15 protein-coding genes are annotated in these 18,693 nt (G+C 37.0%); 4 read left to right on the top strand and 11 right to left on the bottom strand.

The window, feature by feature from the left end; translation table 11 throughout:
- The first annotated feature begins 31 nt into the window (after positions 1 to 31).
- Positions 32 to 562 (top strand): hypothetical protein, encoded by a 531-nt coding sequence (locus H6G59_RS12535; protein WP_190714896.1) that lies wholly within the window; start codon positions 32 to 34, stop codon positions 560 to 562.
- A 180-nt stretch (positions 563 to 742) separates the two neighbouring features.
- Here the strand turns inward: H6G59_RS12535 and H6G59_RS12530 are convergent, their stop codons facing one another.
- Entirely contained in the window at positions 743 to 2,224 is a 1,482-nt protein-coding gene (locus H6G59_RS12530) for a relaxase/mobilization nuclease domain-containing protein (RefSeq protein ID WP_339327957.1), read from the bottom strand.
- Between the two features lie 163 nt (positions 2,225 to 2,387).
- Positions 2,388 to 2,792: a plasmid mobilization protein gene (locus H6G59_RS12525; RefSeq protein ID WP_190714894.1), complete on the bottom strand. Its 405-nt coding sequence runs from the start codon at positions 2,790 to 2,792 to the stop codon at positions 2,388 to 2,390.
- A gap of 693 nt (positions 2,793 to 3,485) precedes the next feature.
- Here H6G59_RS12525 and H6G59_RS12520 point away from each other — a divergent pair.
- Both H6G59_RS12520 and H6G59_RS12515 read left to right on the top strand, forming a co-directional pair.
- Positions 3,486 to 4,010, top strand: a complete 525-nt coding sequence (locus tag H6G59_RS12520; RefSeq protein WP_190714892.1) for a hypothetical protein — start codon at positions 3,486 to 3,488, stop codon at positions 4,008 to 4,010.
- A gap of 102 nt (positions 4,011 to 4,112) precedes the next feature.
- Positions 4,113 to 5,342 (top strand): ParM/StbA family protein, encoded by a 1,230-nt coding sequence (locus H6G59_RS12515; RefSeq protein ID WP_190714890.1) that lies wholly within the window; start codon positions 4,113 to 4,115, stop codon positions 5,340 to 5,342.
- A gap of 100 nt (positions 5,343 to 5,442) precedes the next feature.
- On the opposite strand, the gene H6G59_RS12510 is transcribed toward H6G59_RS12515, so the two are convergent.
- From H6G59_RS12510 to H6G59_RS12495, 4 genes are all read right to left on the bottom strand, one after another.
- Positions 5,443 to 5,865: a hypothetical protein gene (locus H6G59_RS12510; protein ID WP_190714888.1), complete on the bottom strand. Its 423-nt coding sequence runs from the start codon at positions 5,863 to 5,865 to the stop codon at positions 5,443 to 5,445.
- 433 nt (positions 5,866 to 6,298) lie between these two features.
- Entirely contained in the window at positions 6,299 to 6,706 is a 408-nt protein-coding gene (locus H6G59_RS12505; protein WP_190714886.1) for a DNA-binding protein, read from the bottom strand.
- A 422-nt stretch (positions 6,707 to 7,128) separates the two neighbouring features.
- Positions 7,129 to 12,246, bottom strand: coding sequence for a DEAD/DEAH box helicase family protein (locus H6G59_RS12500; protein ID WP_190714884.1), 5,118 nt, complete (start codon positions 12,244 to 12,246; stop codon positions 7,129 to 7,131).
- 230 nt (positions 12,247 to 12,476) lie between these two features.
- Positions 12,477 to 13,025 (bottom strand): WGR domain-containing protein, encoded by a 549-nt coding sequence (locus H6G59_RS12495; protein ID WP_190714882.1) that lies wholly within the window; start codon positions 13,023 to 13,025, stop codon positions 12,477 to 12,479.
- A gap of 188 nt (positions 13,026 to 13,213) precedes the next feature.
- Between H6G59_RS12495 and H6G59_RS12490 the strand changes: the two genes are divergently transcribed.
- A complete protein-coding gene (locus tag H6G59_RS12490; RefSeq protein WP_190714880.1) occupies positions 13,214 to 13,642 on the top strand; it encodes a helix-turn-helix domain-containing protein in 429 nt (142 codons plus the stop codon).
- A 436-nt stretch (positions 13,643 to 14,078) separates the two neighbouring features.
- Here the strand turns inward: H6G59_RS12490 and H6G59_RS12485 are convergent, their stop codons facing one another.
- From H6G59_RS12485 to H6G59_RS12465, 5 genes are all read right to left on the bottom strand, one after another.
- Positions 14,079 to 15,695, bottom strand: a complete 1,617-nt coding sequence (locus H6G59_RS12485; RefSeq protein ID WP_190714878.1) for an AAA family ATPase — start codon at positions 15,693 to 15,695, stop codon at positions 14,079 to 14,081.
- A gap of 146 nt (positions 15,696 to 15,841) precedes the next feature.
- Positions 15,842 to 16,066 (bottom strand): DUF2997 domain-containing protein, encoded by a 225-nt coding sequence (locus H6G59_RS12480; protein WP_016953813.1) that lies wholly within the window; start codon positions 16,064 to 16,066, stop codon positions 15,842 to 15,844.
- Positions 16,067 to 16,069: 3 nt separating this feature from the next.
- Complete coding sequence (locus H6G59_RS12475) at positions 16,070 to 16,516, bottom strand: DUF1257 domain-containing protein (protein WP_190714876.1); 447 nt, start codon at positions 16,514 to 16,516, stop codon at positions 16,070 to 16,072.
- 174 nt (positions 16,517 to 16,690) lie between these two features.
- Entirely contained in the window at positions 16,691 to 17,767 is a 1,077-nt protein-coding gene (locus H6G59_RS12470) for a hypothetical protein (RefSeq protein WP_190714873.1), read from the bottom strand.
- A 343-nt stretch (positions 17,768 to 18,110) separates the two neighbouring features.
- A complete protein-coding gene (locus H6G59_RS12465) occupies positions 18,111 to 18,494 on the bottom strand; it encodes a hypothetical protein (protein ID WP_190714871.1) in 384 nt (127 codons plus the stop codon).
- Positions 18,495 to 18,693 lie beyond the last annotated feature (199 nt).

Raw genomic sequence — 18,693 nt, 5'->3', positions numbered from 1 at the left:
GATGATAAATGGTTTTTCAGAGGTATTTAATATGTCAAGGTTACAACGCTGGTTAAATATGTATTTTAAAAAAGTCAATTCAGACGGCTCTTTAAAAGCTGAATACATTGAGCAATTGTATTCTTATGGTTTTGACAATGATTATATTAATGAACATGGTCAAGGATTTAAATCTGAATATGAGCAACTTCAACAACTAGATAAAAAAGAACCTGAACCGTGGATAAATTACACTGCTTATGACTTTTTCACAGAAGAAGAGAAGCAGCAATTTAATGGTGATGGTTCACTGAAACCGGAGTATGTAAAATATGCTCATAGTATTGGTATTAGCGTTCAATCGCTGGAAGAAATGGAACGTCGTAAAAAAATTGAAGTTGACAATTACAATAAATTGTCTGCTCGATATGCTGAACAGGGCATCAATTTTGGTGAACAGCAGATGCAAGCAAGAATTACTGATAATAAAACCTATTTACAACGCAGGAAGCAGATGGAAATAGATTTGCGTAATTTTGAGGATGTTGATACTCTGCCCTTTGAGCAAGACACACGATATTGAAACAAAGCGAAATTAGTAACTTAGACATCACAGATAACTACTAATAGTTCCCTCAAATTAGATTCTAAAAGTTACTTCAGTGATGGTGATAGTGAAAAAAAGTAGAATTGGAGGTAGGTTTTATTTTGTGTTTTATATCATTTGATATAAATCTGAACCATTGCTGATAAAACCGTAAAATTACGCCAATTCTTTTTGATTTTCTGGTTCTTGCTGCTGATTGTGATTTAATAGCAACTCTTTGAGTCTCTCCAGTATTATTAAATCTTCGGATGTCAAACCTTTATCTTTGCTTTCAGCACCATCATGGAGGGGAATTTCTGCAATTTCTTCTCCACTTTTGCGTCGCAGTTTGAGAATATCTCTTTCTAGTTCAAGGTCGTAGTATTTTCCTGAATATGTTTCAGGTTGCCCTGCTTGCTGCCAAAACAGGCGGATAATGGGGCTGATGCTGTTAGCGTAGTTTTTTGGTTTATTACCCTGCTGGTGTGCGCTCAGGGATGGTATTACATCACCTACCCGACTGGAAGTTTGGCTATTCCCGTTTACAGAAATTGCACTGCTAGGTTCACTGTCAAGAGCATTTTTTGAAGACTTTTCTGAAGCGATTGCCTTTGGCCCTGCGCTCTGTGAAATTCCTGCGGGGCGCTTCGCTATCGCTTGATTAATGTCGTTGGTATTTGTATTAACTAATGCTATTTCGTCCTCTGGGGACAATGTTGCCATCATTGTTTTGACAGTAGTTTCTGGCATTTCAACCTGTTTTTTACCCCGACAGGAATGTATTGCAGGTAAGTCCCGTTCAGGGTTATAAGATACGCCTCGTTTTTTCTGAAGCCCTGGAAAGCTATATGCTGAACCTAATTTATAGCCACCAACTTTGACATCATTCAACTCGAAAGCGATCGCTTCTTTAAACAACCCCCCAGCATTAAATTGGGGATGAACCACAACACCTTGTTGCTGAAGTCTCTGTATCAATTGGGTAACAGTTGGTTGGTCTTTCGTAGCTGCATCAATGATGTCTGCTAACAGTTGGGTAATAGGTGGTTGATTAGAAGAGTGATGTTTCTGTTTTTGGGTTTGAGAATGGCGGTTACTAACAGTTGTTTCCACCCCACTCTCCTCTTGAACTCTTTGAGCTACTCTGTCACTGCTACAGGATACAGCCTCCAAACCATAGTCTTTCTCCAATTGTCGTAATATCACTTCACTGCGGCGATAATCCCAGGAATCTGGTACAACTGAGCCATTCATACGAATACGAGAAGCAATGATATGAATGTGTTCGTGGTTGGTGTCATGGTGACGGGCAACAATGTACTGGCTTTGATTTAATTCCTCTCCCAAGAATTTCATGGACTTGAGCCAATGCTGGGCAATTTCTGTGTATTGCTCATCCTCCAAATGTTCATGGTATTCCCCTTTGTCATGGGATACATCGCGGTGAGGAATAGAAAGAATGACATGAGCGCAAGCACGTTGGAGATTGGGGCGAAATCTTCTGGCCGCACCAAACTCTCTGGTTAGTTGTACGGGTGTAGTTCCACCCATATTGCTGTCAATCATGGTAGCTTTTTCCTTCCCCAGCACATATTCTAGGGTGGAGCGAAAGCTTTGATTCTTAAACTGCTTGCCAATCAATGGGACTCCTTTCAGCACTGTCTAAGACGGGTTGTACAGGGGAGGGGGTCACTGAATACTTTGTTGAGATAGTGATTTTGGAAAATGTGGTAATTTTTAGAGCGATTGCCTCCGGCAGTGCGCTCCGCGCAATCGCTTCCGGCGGGCGTTTCGCCATCGCCTTCATCATGTCTTTGACTAATCAAATAATCTCTTCTGGTTCATCAACTGTCACCCCACACTCTAGAAGTTGCATTTGTGTTTCCTTGATGGATGTACGCAGGGATTCTACTAAGTTTTGTAGCTGCTCAACATCAAAATTTACTGCTTTTCCTGTTTTCGATGCATTAGTTGCTGCTGTAGCTATCTGGTTAAGATTCACCCCAATAGCATTTAATTCTGTGTACAACTTCCAATTTAACTCAGGGGGAGGGGGTAATTCCACAACACGCCGTCGTAGTGCAGCGCGTCGAATAAATTCTGTAATACTGACTCTGGCTTCATTTGCTTTTTGTTTAAGTTGCTCATATTCATCAGCAGCAAAACGAATAGGAAACACAATTTTTTTAGCTACTCCATCAGTTCCCTTAGTTTTGTTGGACTTCATGACTATCTCCAAAAAACTTTATATTCAGAAAAAAGTTGTTGTGAGGCTATTTTTTAAGTATGGTACGCGTATAGAGCGTATAAACAAAACATGGCTTGCGTCTCATCGGGAATTTAGATTTTAAAACAGATGGTAGTATTTAATACTCAAGTTATAACTACCAAAACTCTTGTATAGCAGTCAATTCAGACGGATACTGATAAAATCAACAGAAAAAACAGAGTTGCCTACACTTGCCTACATTTGCCTATAATTTTTGACCAAAAAATCTGCTTTTAGTTGATTTGTACTAATATTTTGTCTGTAAATTGCCTACACTTGCCTAGCTTTGCCCACTTTTGCCTACACTTGCCCATATCCAGAAAATTGAGTAATTTTGTTGTTTGTTGTCATATATTTTATTACTTTTTGTAGTACGAGCTTGGTGAAGTGGTCTTGAAGAATTTGCTTTTATTAATTTACCCTGTTCAAGCATACTTTTACCATAATGCTTAGATTAGGTCTTACCAAAATAAAAATATATCAAAAATTATATCTCGCTTATACCATTTGTTGCTTTTCAATTTATTGCTAGTTATTGCAATCTAGTTATTATCCTTTATAAATTGGTGTCCCAATCAGCAACAAAACCTTTGTTGCTTGTACTGTTGGTTATGTAGATATTAATCCTTTATCAACAAACAGAAGCAATATATGGCAAGGCAGAAAATTTTAGATAAGAGACTGAGATTTCAATTTCGAGAAAATACCCCAGATGGAATATTGTTGAATTATTTGGCCAACCATTCCCATAAGAATATTGATGAATTAATATGGCAAGCAGTACGAATATGTTTTATGCCATTAGCTTATATCAATGTAGATGGAGTTGATAATAATTTATTAAAGGAAGTAACTTTATCATCATTGATAGATTGTTTAAATCATTGGGATTATATCCAAATAAAGTTAAATTTTAATTTACCCTTAGCTAAAATAATTCTTCAAGGGATGGACAGTTTTAGTACCGCTTTGATTACAAACGATTCTGCAATAAAACAGAATTATGCTAGTTATCAAAACCCAATAGAACAAATATTTACTAATAATACAACAGTTCCCCAATCTCCAGAAACTGAGCTACACGATGACTTTTGGGATGAAGATGTAGAGGTACAGATGGAATTAACCGATGAACAAAAGGCTATCAGAGAGGATATTCGTTCTTTATTTGGATAAACACTATAACTAAATAGTTTAGCTACTTCCTGAACTCATACTTAACGAAATTCAATCACAAAAAATATATTTTAGTTAATTGGTGGAAAAGTGAGTAATAAAATGACTAAAACTACAAATAGTGTAACCCCGGATTTAATGCTGGCTATAGATTTAGGTGGTTCTCAAACTAAAGCAATTGGAAGTGTATCTCATAAAAATGACTTTCCTACATTGCTGTGTATGGAACCAGAAATAGCAGATGTATCAGTTGCGTCAGTAGAAAACTATGAAAAAACTAAATCAGGTGAAACAGATCCAGAGAATACCTGCTGGGTGGGTATTGGTGACGAATATTATGCTATTGGTTTCCTAGCGAGAAAAAAATATGGTGGTAATTCCTTACTCAAGCAGTTGAAAGAAGAAAATGCAGTACAAAAAATCTGTGGTGTTTTGTGGGTGGTTAGTCAAAAATTGAAACTGATGAACAAATTCACAGTTTCACTTGCTGTTTTATTACCACCTTCAGAATATCAAGATAAGGAGCGTCTTGAATCTAAATTAAAACAGGCACTAAAACGTTTCAATACACCTACTGGTGAAATCAGGATCAAATTGGTAGACTTGAATGTTGTCCCCGAAGGAGTTGGTATTTATTTACATAGACGTACTATTTTGGGAACAAACATTAGGAATTGTAATCTTGCGGTAGTAATGTTGGGATATCGCAATGCTTCTGTACAGATATCTAATAAAGGTGCAGTAACTCCGGGGGTATCAAATACCTTTGGGATGTCATGGATGTTGGATGATTTTGTTAGACGCTGTAGTGGTTTATCGAAAGATGATCCACATCTGATAGCTGCGGTGGTAGCAGCAGGATCTGAATGTAAGTCGGAAGTTTTAGCTACCTTATCACGACGTAAAAGTGAAGCTGAGATTTTAGCAGAAGCCCAAGATATGTCTTTTGCTCTCAAACTTAGTCGGGATGAATATTTTCGGGCATTAGTGCGCTGGTTATTACAAGAGATACCCCGTGATATTAATGAGATGATTTTGTGTGGTGGGACTGCGGAATATCTTAAACCAGAACTAGAGGCACATTACAGCAATGTTAAATTGATCTGGAATGGTGGTATAGAGATTCCCCCAGTATTAGATAAAGTAGGAATGGGTGTGCGATTAGCAGATGTGTGGGCGCTGTATCAAGTGTTGTTTGGTGGTGGGAATTTAATTGCTAAAAATAGTAGTTCTGTGACTAATAATGCTAATTCTACTGTTTCTGGGAGCAAGGTTGTAAACCTGTCTTCACCAAAGCCAAAGGGCTTTTTGGAAATGCCAGATAGACTTTGAATTTGTTAATGAAATAAAGCTTTTTAAACTGGTAGTTAATTGTAATGATTAGTCATCATTGTATCAATGATTTTCAATAGCTTAACTATTTGTTCTTTTGTTAACCCTCGAAGATTGTTCCACAACGCTGGCACATAAAAGAATTATCCCACTTTTTATAAAGTCTAGGGTATTTACGTGAGTATAAAATGTTTTTTCTTAATGCCCAGAATAGATAGATTGGGAAAACTAAAAATATTAACAATTCAATCAAAACTAAGGCTTTAAAAATTGTGAATACTATAATACCTATCCAGGTAATAAAAATGGTTTTAAAAATTAATATAATATTTGATTTTGGTTTTTCTGGTGGTGCTGCTATCTTGCCTAGTGATGTAGTATTAGTTTGATTTTTATAAGCAGCAGCAGATTTTGAACCTATAGAACCTCTGACTGTGCTAGTGCTATGGGTGACATTTTCTTGATAAATTAGGGATAATTTACGAGAGTTATCACTTTGGCATTTAGGGCAAATAATTAGCATAGTTATCCAGATGATAGTTACACCAGTTTGTATTTTGAACAATTACATTTTCGATGATGGTTTCCCATCATTGAGTGGTATTAACCAGATTTGATAGTGCTATAAATTTATTCAAGCCGTATGATTTTATTCCTGGAGTGACTTTAATTTTTGAATACGCGAACCTAATATTTTCTAGTATAGACAAAACCAATACTATTTGTCAATTAAAACAGCTATTGCTGCTTGCTTAATTAGCTTGAAAGTATTTACTTATTGAGGGAAAGATTAAAGGTTAATTTTCTATTCTCCTTTCTTCCCCTGTAATAGTAAAACCTCTTTAGAATTGACACCTAAACCATAAATTAAGATTGAAAAATGCTATGATTTAGGTTTTTGGACTTTTTACATATTTTCCAAAGATGATTTAGAGTGAGTGATTATTTTTGTTTGTTCACGCAACAGCTTTTTGAGGTGATTTGCGTTTGCGTGTAGAAGTAGTTTTTGGAGTAGGAGTTGTATTATTCTTTTTTGGTCTTCCTCGGCGTTTTGGTTCTGATTTAATTTCTTTTGCAGGTGGTAAAAGTTTTAGTGTAGGAACAGGAAAAGGAAAAGGAAAAGGAATAGTTTGACTTTTCATTGTTTCGTTAGATAAAATATCACTTTCTAATTCCATTGTCCAAGGATCAGGTAATGGTTGAACAATAACTGGTTTATTGACTTTAGGAATTGATATGTTGTCTGGTGTAACTGATGGTGTAGCTTGTATTAATTGAAAAATCCCATTAACAAAATCTATAAACATCGCTACAAAGAAAGTAACAACGATAGCTTCAATTATTAAAGTAAGTACAGATTGCATAATTATTTCCTAAAACACAGTGATTTTTGGTTTTCATGATTCTCACAAATGTTTCGCGTAGCGATATATCAATATTTTCACTGTATTAAAGCAGTATTTATATGTCGTTAGCTGGGCTTTTTTGATGTATATGTAAAACTCAATCCTGTCCGGTTAATTTTTATAATGATTGTCTTGAATGTTAAGCAATGCCTGCGGCGGGCGTAGCGATCGCTACATGATTTCATTTTTTGAGATAAACTAATAAGTATTAATCTCAGACTCGATAAAAGTTGAGGTGAGATATAAATGAAAACGAAAATAATGATGTATGTAATGTTTTTGAAGTATTCATTATCTAACTTAAAAAATAAAAAATAGGTATTAGGGAACTACTTCCCCAATACCCAGTTTTGAAGTAATCAAAAACCCTAACAGTAATCTTAAAACAGAGTTAGTTGCACACCTGCTACCTTCTTTAGACTGCTAGGAAAATCATGAATTTTGCTAATTGTGCTAGATGTAGGAGGTTGGGAATTAATAGGTTTGATAGTCGTGATAACTTGAGAAATATCACTAATCCATTCAATATCTTCCGTGCTGCGATTAAACAACTTATCTACTATTCCTGGGTGAATATGGCATTCTTGAATACACCTTTCATCATTTAGCCAGAAATCATCATCACTGTCTTCACCATTTTCATCATTAGAAGATAATTCTGATGTATCTAAAGCAGCTTCATCTTCTTGTAACATAGCATCAATTTCCTGCAATCGTTTGGAGACATCATCAATCCTCTCTGAATGTGGAAAAGATTGTCCTACAAGAGATTCCAATCTTGCTTTTTCAACCTTTGCATTTTCAAATTCTTCCTGCAATCTTGGTAGATATTCCGGTAATGAATCTATCATAGTATCAAGACTGATTAAAGGATGAGAACGTTGAAACTCAATACTTCCTTTTTTGTTGTCAATAACCCAAGGGAAATAATACTCATTTCCACAACATTTGATGTAAACACCTAACTTATTATTACCAGGACGATAATAAGCATACACATCAAATCCTCGGTAATCAGCAACCTTTCTTGTCGAAGTATTTTGATCCTGGAAAATCTCTTTGCACTCCAGAGATATTCGTCTAGAAATTTGCGCTGCTTTTATTTCCTTAAAAACTGGCTTGATTATTTTCAAATCTTCCTGAAGCCAGTCAATCTTGCGTTCTAAATCTTGAATTTTGCGATTCCAGTTATCTATATTCCAACCCAAACTAAATTGTTGTCTTTGATGACTCCTTTGTTGAATGAGTAGAGAATTCAACTCACTACGCAAATTAGACTCCTCAATTAACAGAGAATTTCCTGTAGCCATTGACTTAATTTGAGCATAGGAATAAATCCCCTGATCACAATCTTCAACATTATCCAAATCCTCACCATTGAGGAATTTAGCAGTCATTTCCTGCTTCCATTGCAAAGTTTGCCACCTGAGAGCATCTAGACGTTCAGTAATATACCTAAATATCCAAACGAAAGGCAACGTAGAACCCATTAATTCCCCATTTCCCTGCCTGATACCTCTCCCCTCACGTTGAGTTAAATCGGAAGGTCGCCAAGGGGCATCTAGATGGTGTATAGCCCATAATCCGCGACGGTGGACATTGCAACCAGTACCTAATTTCTTCGTGCTTCCCAGTAGAATACGCACCTGACCAGAATCAATTAACTCAAATAGTTTAGTCCGTTTAGATTTATTAAAATCATGGACAAACGCAATTTGTGATTCTGGAATTCCTAATGCTATAAACAGCATTTTCAAATACAAATAGGTACTGTATTTATCTGGTTTAGGAATACTTGCATCACAGAATATTAATTGAGTTCCCTTGACAGTATTTGTCAACTTCCAAATTTGCCAACTATTCCAAACACACTCATGCAACTTACTGATATCTGCTTCTTTAGTTTCTCCCAATAAGCGCATAGTTAAAGCAGCTTTTGTGAGATCCGTTGTTACCTTCAGCATATTATCAATGCTGGGTGCAACTTGGCGAGTGTAAATTTTCTCAGACCTTTTGAGAGCCTCCCTAAGAAATTGTAACTGTGCTGGAGATGGATCTACAACAACATCAATAAACTTAGGTTTGGGACGTTTTAAAACATCACCAATGTTATCATTTGTGCGGAGGTCAACAAACTGATCCATCAGCCCTCGGAGAGCTTGGATATTGCAGAAACTCTTAAACCGAGTTACTACTTTATATTTACCACTAGCGGTAACTTCAGCCGAAGAAGTAGGTTCTGCAAATTGACTAGCCCATTCATCGAAAGTTTCTATTCCCAATTCTCGTAATTTAGGAAGTTGAAACATCCGCATCCAATTAAATAATTCTGCCATAGTATTGGACAGAATTGTACCCGTTGCACCAATTACTTTTCCTGTGAATTGGGAACAAGTTTCTGTGAGCATATCTCCCAGAATATGCAGAATCTTCATGTAGGTATCACTAGCACGTTGACTCCAACTTTTGGGAATACCTCTAATGTTGTACATCTTGGTAATAATCGAGAGATTCTTAAATTCATGAACCTCATCTATCACCAACATATCTGTCAAATTATCAAAGTCGATGTGATTGTCTTTTCTTGTTGATGCTGTTACCTTGTTGATTTTACTTTCTAGGCTTTTTAACGCCTTTTTCAATTGTTTAGTGGTGATTCTGTCATTTGACTCGTTTCTCAAGAAAGCTTGGAGAATTTCTTTTTCTTGATTGTGGAACGCTAATTGATAATCCTCCGATAATGCTAAACTAAAGAATTGGGAATGACTAATGATAGTGCAATCAAAATCCCCTGTTTGAATGGCAGCAGTGAAGATTTTTCTTCCTTCGGCATCTAGCTTTTCAGGAACTAATAAGTTTGCCATTGGATAGAGATATCTAAAACTCTCTTCAATTTGCTTTTCAGTGCCATTCAACACAACTAACATTGGCTTGTTAGCTAATCCCAATCTCCGACATTCCATGATAGATGCAATCATGGTATATGTTTTACCAAGTCCCACATCATGGGCTAGGAAGGTGGCATTTTCTTCAAGGATTCTAGAAACACCATCTAATTGCCAATAGTTCAATTGCACATGAGGATTACTCCCTGGAAGCTGGAGGTAATTACCATTATATTTTCGAGCAGAGAAAACATTAATTTGTGTGTTGTAATATGTATACAGTTCCACACATCTTTGTTGATTCTCCCAAATCCAATTTCTAAAAGCAGATTTGATGACTTCTAATTTAGCTCTGGCTTCTTCTGTTGCTTCATTAGATGCTAAAGTATTAATGGTATCCTTGCTTTCGTAGATAATGATTCTGGGGTCTTGACGATTTAATCCTTTTTCCAAAAGTTTGGCACTATCTATATAACTCGTACCGTATTCTGTAAGGTCGTCAGAATTCCCTCCTATTGTCCAAAAAGATGTACTAGATGAAGTAATGTGAGATATCGTTACTTTTATTTTCAATATCTCTTTCGCAAACTGCTGGTAAATTTCTGGTTTAATCCAGTTTGTACCCAACATTATGTGAATCTTCTTGTTCAAGATTTTATCTTTTTGGGAATCTGTGAGAGAATTCCAATCAATATTTGATGTTTCTAGACAAGCAAGTTTGATATCTTCTGTAGCATCTGGAAGCATTGGTAACGGTTGAACTGCTTTGAGTGCTTCTATGTTTTTTGCTAAATTAGCAGCAATCGCTTCTTGCAGTTTTCTGTAAACGTTACCAGATAAATATTGAGCCGCGAGTTCCCATTTCTGGTTAATTGGATTATAAAAGATGAGATTATCAGCATCGAGTTCTTGAATGATTTCCTCTTGACTCAGGTTGCTAATTTCTGAGATATAATCCAAATCTAAGCAACCTTTTATATTCAGCGAATGTGTTAAAGCATCTTGGGCTGAATTAACTTTTGTGGGAGCAGAATATGAACGACAGACTCGTTTAGAGAAAATATCAGCTAATTTGTAATTGCTCTTTTCTAGAGTTCTGACTAAATAATAGTTGGGGTCTTTTCCCAGGTGTATTAGGTTGTACTTGCTATTGATTCTGCCCCATTTGCGAATGAATGAATTATAGCTGTTTTTAAGTTCTTGTTGGAGTTGTGTTAATTCTTCATCATTTACTGTTTGTTGGGCATTGATGACTTTTATTAAACAGCTACGTAGTTGCCAAAAATCTTCAATTCGATTTCTCTCTACTGTTTCTACTAAAACTAAATGGCTTTTCGCTCTTTGATAAATTTGGTTTTCATGAATACAAAAAGCCATTTCTTTAATGTGTTGCAGTTCAGGTGGAACTAAGAGAAGTTCTTCAGTTTCTTTTCTAGGAGAGTAGTTAACATTTAGAGGTATTTTGCACAATGCTTCAGATAAATCTCTGCCGTCATCTAATAGAGCAAAACCTTCACCGTACAGTTTATTAATGCTTGGTGTACCTAGTAAGTGATGTACATGAGGATAAATTCTCTGTTGTAAATGTGTGTATTGGGGAGATTTTTGTAGTTGGTTTTGATAATATTTATTAAAACTTCTGCCTTGAAATTCACTTAGAAAATATTCGTTGAGATGAGCTTTAGTTTTGTCACCTTCATTACCCCAATCTTGAGGATTAATTTGTACTTCTTGAGTATTTATCCATTTTGATGTATTAGCATGACGAGGATTTTTTACTTTTTGAAAGATTAGCAGAATGGGGCTAACTTGAGTTCTAGCTATGGTGTTAAATACTCCACTAGGAAGTCTTACGGCTGTCACCAGTTCTAGTTTTTGTCCTAACCAAGCCCGGAACTTTTGAGAACTGGGAGCATCTAAAGTATAAGTAGAAGTAATGACTGCAATTAATCCTTCTTCTCTCACTAAGTCGGCAGATTTGGCTAGAAAATAGTTATGGATATTGACTCCGAGAAAGTTATATTTTGAGTCATTTACTCCATAGTCACCAAAGGGAAAATTCCCACATACCAAATCAAAATATCCTTCGGGGAAGCTGACTTTTTCAAATCCCTGATTATAGATTTGAGCTTCGGGATATAAATGTTTGGCTATGGTAGCGGGTGTTTTATCTAATTCAATTCCAAATAGTTTTGAGTTGTAGCGTATATCCTCTGGCATTAATCCAAAGAATAAACCAGTACCGCAAGCTGGTTCTAAGATTCTGCCTCCTGTAAATCCTATGCGTGATAGCATTTCCCAAATACTACGGATGATTTTGGGTTCTGTATAATGGGCATTTAATATGCTACTGGCAGCGTTATTAAATTCAGTTTGTTCCAGTAAAGTTAGCAATTCTTTTTGGGCTTTAGCAACCCATTTGCTTTGTGGATTTAAGCTAAATATTTCAGGTAAACAACCCCATCCATTGAATTTTGCTAATGTTTGTAGTTGTTCTTGGGTGGGAGTAGTGTTGAGATTTTGCAGGGTAATAATTGCCTGTTTGTTGTTTTCCCATCGTTGCTGGGGTGTGGCTTTTAATTCTGATTCTATTGTTGAATTGATTGTAAACATATTCCATTACCAAAAAATAGTTTTGGTAATGGGCGCATAGCGCAAATTTACGATTTAAATAGTTAATTTTTCCAATTTAATTGTTTTATGGTAAAAAGAAAAAAAATATAGCTTACTCATAAATGTAAGCTATTTTAATTATCAATTTTAAATATTGTGTGAATATTTCTTGTTGAAAATTTTCACGTTGACAAGGTTTAAAAGCCTGATAATGTAAAAATGAAGCAGTATTAGATATGCCTCCAGAAGTTTTTACTAATAGTTTTCAAGCTGATAACTTTCCTGTTGTTACCAAATTCTGATGTATTTTCACCTTGAACAGATTCATTTCTTAATAAAGAGTTCAGTAGTGATAGTTGGTGGTCTACGTCTCCTACATGACGGTATATTAAGGATGGGATTATTTTCATGCCCAAAGGTGTAGGGACAATTTTGAGATATTGGTTTAGTGTCTCTAAATAATTGCTATTTGCGAATTGTCTTTCAGCTACATAAGGGCGTAATATTTCTAGTAATTGGATAGCTCTTTTAATTTCCGAAGAATCAGAAGTATGATCAATTTGAGGCTGGCTTTCTCGGTAGCCTTTCATTTTCTTTTCAGCAACGAGATTATGAAATTTAGAAACTGCTTGTTGAAAATTACCAAAAGTGTGAACTTTCTGTTGAGATTTGTATCCTACTCGACCCCATTCAACAGTTAAATTTCCTTGCTCAACTTTAGCACTCCAGAACTTATTGCTATTCTGGGCAGCATCTACGAATACTAAATATATTTCCATAATTGGCCTAGTGATATTTTATGGTGTGGTTGCTCGTGACTTTCTTGCTCATGTAGAATATAGAAAAGATAACTGAAAAAATGATGAATGGTTTGATAGCTTACCTGAAATAAAACGTCATTATTGAAAACTAGGATTAATGTTTATTAGACTTAGTTTGATTAACCAAATAATCCCATAAACATGAAATGTTAAAAAACACTAGCTACATAGAATTAATTACGTCTTTTCCTCCTCGTACTATAAAATCTGAAGAAGATTTAGAAAAAACTCAAGTAGTGGTCGATAAACTTCTTGACAAAGGAGAATTAACCGAGGCAGAAGAAGATTATTTGGATCTGTTGGGAATTTTAATCCATGAATACGAGCAACAACAAGATTTAGTTCCTGATATTTATGGAGTATATCTGCTCAAAGTTCTGATTGCAGAATTAAATCTTAAACAAAAAGATTTAGTTCCTATTTTTAAAACCGAATCAATTGTTTCTGATGTATTCAATGGTAAACGTAAATTAACTGTTGAACATATCCAAAAACTTGCGGAGTTTTTTAAAGTTTCACCTGCTGTATTTTTCCCAGAAAATCCATTACAGCAAGATTTTTTAGAGGTTGCTTAAAGTTTCACTATCTAAGAGGATGTTTGAAAAGTCTAATTTATTACAGCCCTGGCGACTAGAAGTTGCAGGCTATACAAACTAAACCCGCGCAGGCGGGTTAAAAAGACCACCTTTTCATTAGTAGTAGCGTACAGCCTGCGGCATCGGAGCAATATTATATTCGCCCAAAACTTTTCAAACATCCTCTAAGCTTTTACCAGGTGAAATGGATATTTGCATCTTTGTTCGATTAAATAACTCAAAAACATTTCAGAAACAGAAACGCTCCTAATAGTAAACTAGGAGCATTTTTGTATGTGATTGATAGGTGAGTGAGTACAATGATTGACTACTCATCTACCAGAAGCATCGAGAGGGAAAGCATTACCAAAAGTGAACTGCTTGCAGCAGTGCTAGTTCCCTCCAGGATGCTCCGCGAAAGCTTTTGTTGTTTATATTAATTGGTACGGAATTTAGAAGTACGAAGACTTCTCTTGGAAACCTGCACAGGACTAGAAGCTGGCCGTGCCACCTTTGACCACGACTGCATCCGCTCAACAGCAGCAGCATCTTGAACAGCTAAAGGCGTAATATTTCGCTGGCAATTTTCTAAATCAGCTAGTGTCACCTGCTGTGGTCTTCCTTCATCAAAAGCCAGTAGTGCAGCTTCTGAGGCTAGAGTTTCCAATTCAGCACCACTAAACTTGCTGGTACTAGCAGCGATCGCTTCCAGATACTCTTCAGGAACTTTTATACCGTAGCGTCCCAGATGAATCCTGAGAATTTGACAACGCTCAATTTCTGTAGGTAGATCAACAAAGAAATTCTCATCAAACCGTCCTTTCCGCTTGAACTCAATCGGTAAAGCAGTCGGATCATTACAGGTTGCTACCACAAACACCCCTGCTGTACATTCAGACATGAAAGTGAGGATATTCCCTAAAATTCTTTGTGAAACCCCAGAAGTATCGCCATTAGCGGAAAGTGCCTTTTCTACCTCATCAATCCACAGGACACAGGGAGCGATCGCTTCAGCCGTACTGAGTGCGCGGCGGACATTACCTTCAGATTCTCCCACTAGGCTACCAAGCATTGAGGCAATGTCTAATTGCAACAATGGAAGATTGAGGATGGTGGCAATATTCTTCGCTACTATTGATTTACCTGTCCCTGGTGGTCCCGCTAGTAGCACTCCTTTAGGTTGGGGTAAATTGAGCGATCGCGCTTCTTGGGAAAACAACCGACTACGACGTTGCAGCCAGTCCCGCAGTAAATCCAGACCGCCAAAAGGTATTGTTGTGGGTTTACCCAGTTCGATACCCATTTGAGCCAATAGCCGGGTTTTGTATTCGACAACCAAGGAAATGACTGTTGCATCAATAACAATCCCTTGAGAAGTTAGGCGTTCTTTTACAGTCAACCGCAGAAAGTCGCTAATTTCTTCTAAAGTTAGTCCTAATGCTGCTCTTGCCAAGGTTTCTTTATCTTCAGTGGTCAGAGAAACTGTAAAATTTACCTCTTGTTCACTGGCAGATTCTTGCAAATAGAGCAAATATGATTCTAAGTGGTCTTGAATTTGTTCAATGCTAGGTAAAGGAACTTCACAGCAAGGAATGAGCCTCAATAAAGATTCATGCAGTTGAATATTTTGACCCAGAAGTACAATGCGCTTTTCAGTTGGTTTGAGACGATGATACAAGTTCTTGACTCTGGTAAGAACTTCCCAGCTTAATTGCAGGGAGTTTTTGCCCAGGAAAGGGTGAACATCTCCCAGGATGAAAACCCCATTCCCTTCAAAATTGCTGATGTACTCGAATACATATATTAAAGGGTCAGTATGGGGAGGCTTTTTATAAGTATCGACTGATTTGAATACCAGTCCACCGTCGTCGGCAATTAGACATTGCTCCAAGCTGGATACTCCCAAATTCCAGAAATACACAGGACTGTTGAGTTTGTTCATGACTTCGGTAGTTAACCATTGAATGATAGTGGCTTCTTCAGGAGATAGAACCTCTAAAGCCACAATGGGTATTTGAGAGTCAATGGTGGTAATTAAGTTTGATAGTTTCATTGTTGTTAATTTTGCTCAGGTATTTCCTTTGATAAATACTGGTTGTCGCGCTCCTTTTGAGGGGTAAATACGGAGCATGGGATAATCTTCAGGTAGTTCGGCTCATAGTAAAGATGGGGGAATTTTGTTTATTCCCCGGTGAAAATTTATTGATGTAGTCGGTGTTGATGGGTATTAGTGCTACGAAGCTGTTGGTGGGATTCGGGTTTGTAAGTGCGTAGTTCACCGCCGTAGGCATCGCTCTCTACTATCCCCAAAGCTTCCTCAAAAGGTTGAGTTGCTTCTAGACAGGACAATCCCTCAAATCCTTCAGCTTCTATTTTTACTTCACCTGTAGCAGTGTCAAAATGTATTAATATTGCCCTTTCCATAAACTATCTCCGTACTTGCTGTGTTTGTTGATGTGCTGAGAATGCAAGACGTAAGGTATGTACTTGACCCTTGGTTTCTTCTGTGATGGTGCATTCTCCTAGCTGTTCTTGTAACTGTGCTGCTTTAGCGCGAACCATGTTTTTACCGTAGGCTTGCATGAGAGTATGAGAAAAGAAGTTTTCTCCCAGTCGGGGTACGGTTTCATAGGCATCGTGGATGATTTGATAGATCCTCGCTTCTTGATCCCACAGAAAACCAATATCTGCGCGGGCATTTAAAGTAGAACCAGGGACAACAATCTCTGCACTTTTTCCTTCAGAGTCGTCGTAATAACCTTTGAGCAATTGTGGTTTCTCATAAACTTGCACGGTAAGCTGCAAATCTTGTAGAGCATCAACTAAACATTCACGATTAGTTAATTTTGTGGTGACAGTTGAGAAATGTGACATCTATTACCTCTGATTACTGGGAATTGGTAAATTAATACGGTTTATAGTGATGAACAAAAGAGCTAAAATTCCTCTCACGTCCCCTCTTGATTGCGTAGCAAAAAGGGGAGGTGTATTGTTTCCATCTACACCTCACACCTCGCGTTTGTTCAAAGATGATACAGACAGGTTTTTCTACCGAAGTTTGAGAGACATGGCTGTAGCTTTGCTTAACCCCATACCTTCATCACTTGCTAATCTTTGAAGATGACGTTGTTCATCCAGCAGCTTGGCGTAAATTTCATCCATTTTTCCCTCTAATTGAGAACGCCCCTGTGAATCAAGCCTTTTGGCATCTACAGAAGCGTTTTCGAGAATGTCTTCTAGATGAGTCATCATTTGTTCCAGACTGCTACCTGCTTCAAAACTGGCGTTACCCAAAAGCATTTGCACTTTCTTAAAATGACGTTCCATCTTTTTCTTGAAGTTAACCGGCTTGCGTCCTGGTTCCCAGTTGCTCAAATCTTCGAGTAATTGTGCTGCTAGTTGTTCACCACCTGCGATCGCAGATTCTCTGAGTGTTTGTTCTAAATTTGTGTCATACTGCTCGATAAACCGAGTTATTTGCTGCAAACATTCAGCTTGTTGTTCTGACAATTGCTCGCTAATAGCAGGAATAATCACAGGACGACCAATTATTACTTGTAAATAGTCTTCTAGTTCCTCTAAACAGGGAAAAGCTTTTACTAAGTTTTGCTTAACTTCTTGTTGTTGTTCTACAGATAACTGCCAAGCATTCAGTGAGAGAAATTTATCAATCCGTTCTTGATAATCTGTGTAACCCTCATCATATTCTTCTCTCAATTGGGTGCGTAAAGTAGGGGCAATATTATCTCGAATTTCGATTAATTGACTCCAGACTATGGGTGCTAAATCTATGGAACAAATCCAATCACCATTGTCATAATTCATCCATTCTTGGACTGAAGCAACTTCTTGTCTTAATTTGTTTGCGGCTTCATCTAAAGCTTTGAAAACTTTGATGCCCTTTAAACCAACTTCTGAAGTTGTAACTTTTACTAAGTCTGATTCTTGCTCATTTTGAGACGTTTTAAGAACATCTGCCCATTTCGGAGCATTGCTTTTAGTTGTTTTCTTTAATTGAATCTTAAAACGGATGCGTGTTTTGTTTAATTTGGAGAAGTTGTATCTTTCAACAACAGCGTTTTGGAGGAAGGTTTCGTTTGAGTTGGGAATGACTGCTTGTAGCATATTGTTTTGGGAATCATATTATTTGCTCACTCCCAGATAAGCGTTAGCTTGCAACTGATAGCTACACGAATTTGTTCCCAAAATGTGATTTCAAGTTTGAAATTGCCGCAACGGCAAGGGGATGGTTGAAAATAGCAACGGCAAGATGATGATTGAAAAATAGATGCAATTAAATTTTTAGCTCAACAATCATTCAAGCTGGGTGAAACAGAAAAATTAGATTGTGCTTGCTGTACTTTACCCCTTTTAAATTTACCTTATAGATAGCCTCTCAACAAACTTCTAAAAACTAAAGAGAAATTTATGTGGAAGTGGCAATAATGACAGCTAATACCCATAAAGTTTAGTAAACCAAGTTACCAGTACCGCGTAACTGTCGCAAAGAATTGAGACAAAACGGACAGTCACACTTAAATATCCTAATTGCAGCATCGCTTTCCTCCTCCGTAAAATTCAGTTCTGCAATTTTGCTATCAGATGGCTGTGCTGAGAGTACCATAGACTTAGGCGCAGGTGAAGCCTTGGGATCTCTCTCAGAATCTCGAATACACACGAAATCTTTCAGACCGTGAGGATTAGTAATACAAGTACGACCGTCACTAGTGTGCATTAATCGCTGATTTAGATTAACACTAGCGTGGGCAGGATTAATGATACCCAGTGTAGACATTAATGATGTAAAAATTGAGGAACTGGCAAGTAAATTTAGTATGAGCTTTTTATTCATAAACTTCCTAAAAAAAGATAACTGACCATCTACGTTATTCGATTCACCATCAAAAATCAAGTGAATTTTTGGAACAACTAATTTGATAATGCCGTTCAGAGAAAGTTCCTGATCCAGTTAGGCTAAATTTAAGAGTAAGCTTTTCTTGTTCACCTTGAAAATAAACTTATTAAAAACGATTTATACTTAATTTCGGTTC

This window comes from Anabaena lutea FACHB-196 (genome assembly GCF_014698305.1).
GTDB classification, from domain to species: domain Bacteria; phylum Cyanobacteriota; class Cyanobacteriia; order Cyanobacteriales; family Nostocaceae; genus Anabaena; species Anabaena lutea.
The sequence above is the reverse complement of the archived record's forward strand: the minus strand, read 5'-3'. Positions and strand labels throughout refer to the sequence as shown.

Bases quoted from the DNA above. Each gene is read 5' to 3' on its own strand.
- H6G59_RS12535 (WP_190714896.1), top strand. From the start codon at position 32: ATGTCAAGGTTACAACGCTGGTTAAATATGTATTTTAAAAAAGTCAAT.
- H6G59_RS12525 (WP_190714894.1), bottom strand. From the start codon at position 2,792: ATGAAGTCCAACAAAACTAAGGGAACTGATGGAGTAGCTAAAAAAATT.
- H6G59_RS12520 (WP_190714892.1), top strand. From the start codon at position 3,486: ATGGCAAGGCAGAAAATTTTAGATAAGAGACTGAGATTTCAATTTCGA.
- H6G59_RS12515 (WP_190714890.1), top strand. From the start codon at position 4,113: ATGACTAAAACTACAAATAGTGTAACCCCGGATTTAATGCTGGCTATA.
- H6G59_RS12510 (WP_190714888.1), bottom strand. From the start codon at position 5,865: ATGCTAATTATTTGCCCTAAATGCCAAAGTGATAACTCTCGTAAATTA.
- H6G59_RS12505 (WP_190714886.1), bottom strand. From the start codon at position 6,706: ATGCAATCTGTACTTACTTTAATAATTGAAGCTATCGTTGTTACTTTC.
- H6G59_RS12500 (WP_190714884.1), bottom strand. From the start codon at position 12,246: ATGTTTACAATCAATTCAACAATAGAATCAGAATTAAAAGCCACACCC.
- H6G59_RS12495 (WP_190714882.1), bottom strand. From the start codon at position 13,025: ATGGAAATATATTTAGTATTCGTAGATGCTGCCCAGAATAGCAATAAG.
- H6G59_RS12490 (WP_190714880.1), top strand. From the start codon at position 13,214: ATGTTAAAAAACACTAGCTACATAGAATTAATTACGTCTTTTCCTCCT.
- H6G59_RS12485 (WP_190714878.1), bottom strand. From the start codon at position 15,695: ATGAAACTATCAAACTTAATTACCACCATTGACTCTCAAATACCCATT.
- H6G59_RS12480 (WP_016953813.1), bottom strand. From the start codon at position 16,066: ATGGAAAGGGCAATATTAATACATTTTGACACTGCTACAGGTGAAGTA.
- H6G59_RS12475 (WP_190714876.1), bottom strand. From the start codon at position 16,516: ATGTCACATTTCTCAACTGTCACCACAAAATTAACTAATCGTGAATGT.
- H6G59_RS12470 (WP_190714873.1), bottom strand. From the start codon at position 17,767: ATGCTACAAGCAGTCATTCCCAACTCAAACGAAACCTTCCTCCAAAAC.
- H6G59_RS12465 (WP_190714871.1), bottom strand. From the start codon at position 18,494: ATGAATAAAAAGCTCATACTAAATTTACTTGCCAGTTCCTCAATTTTT.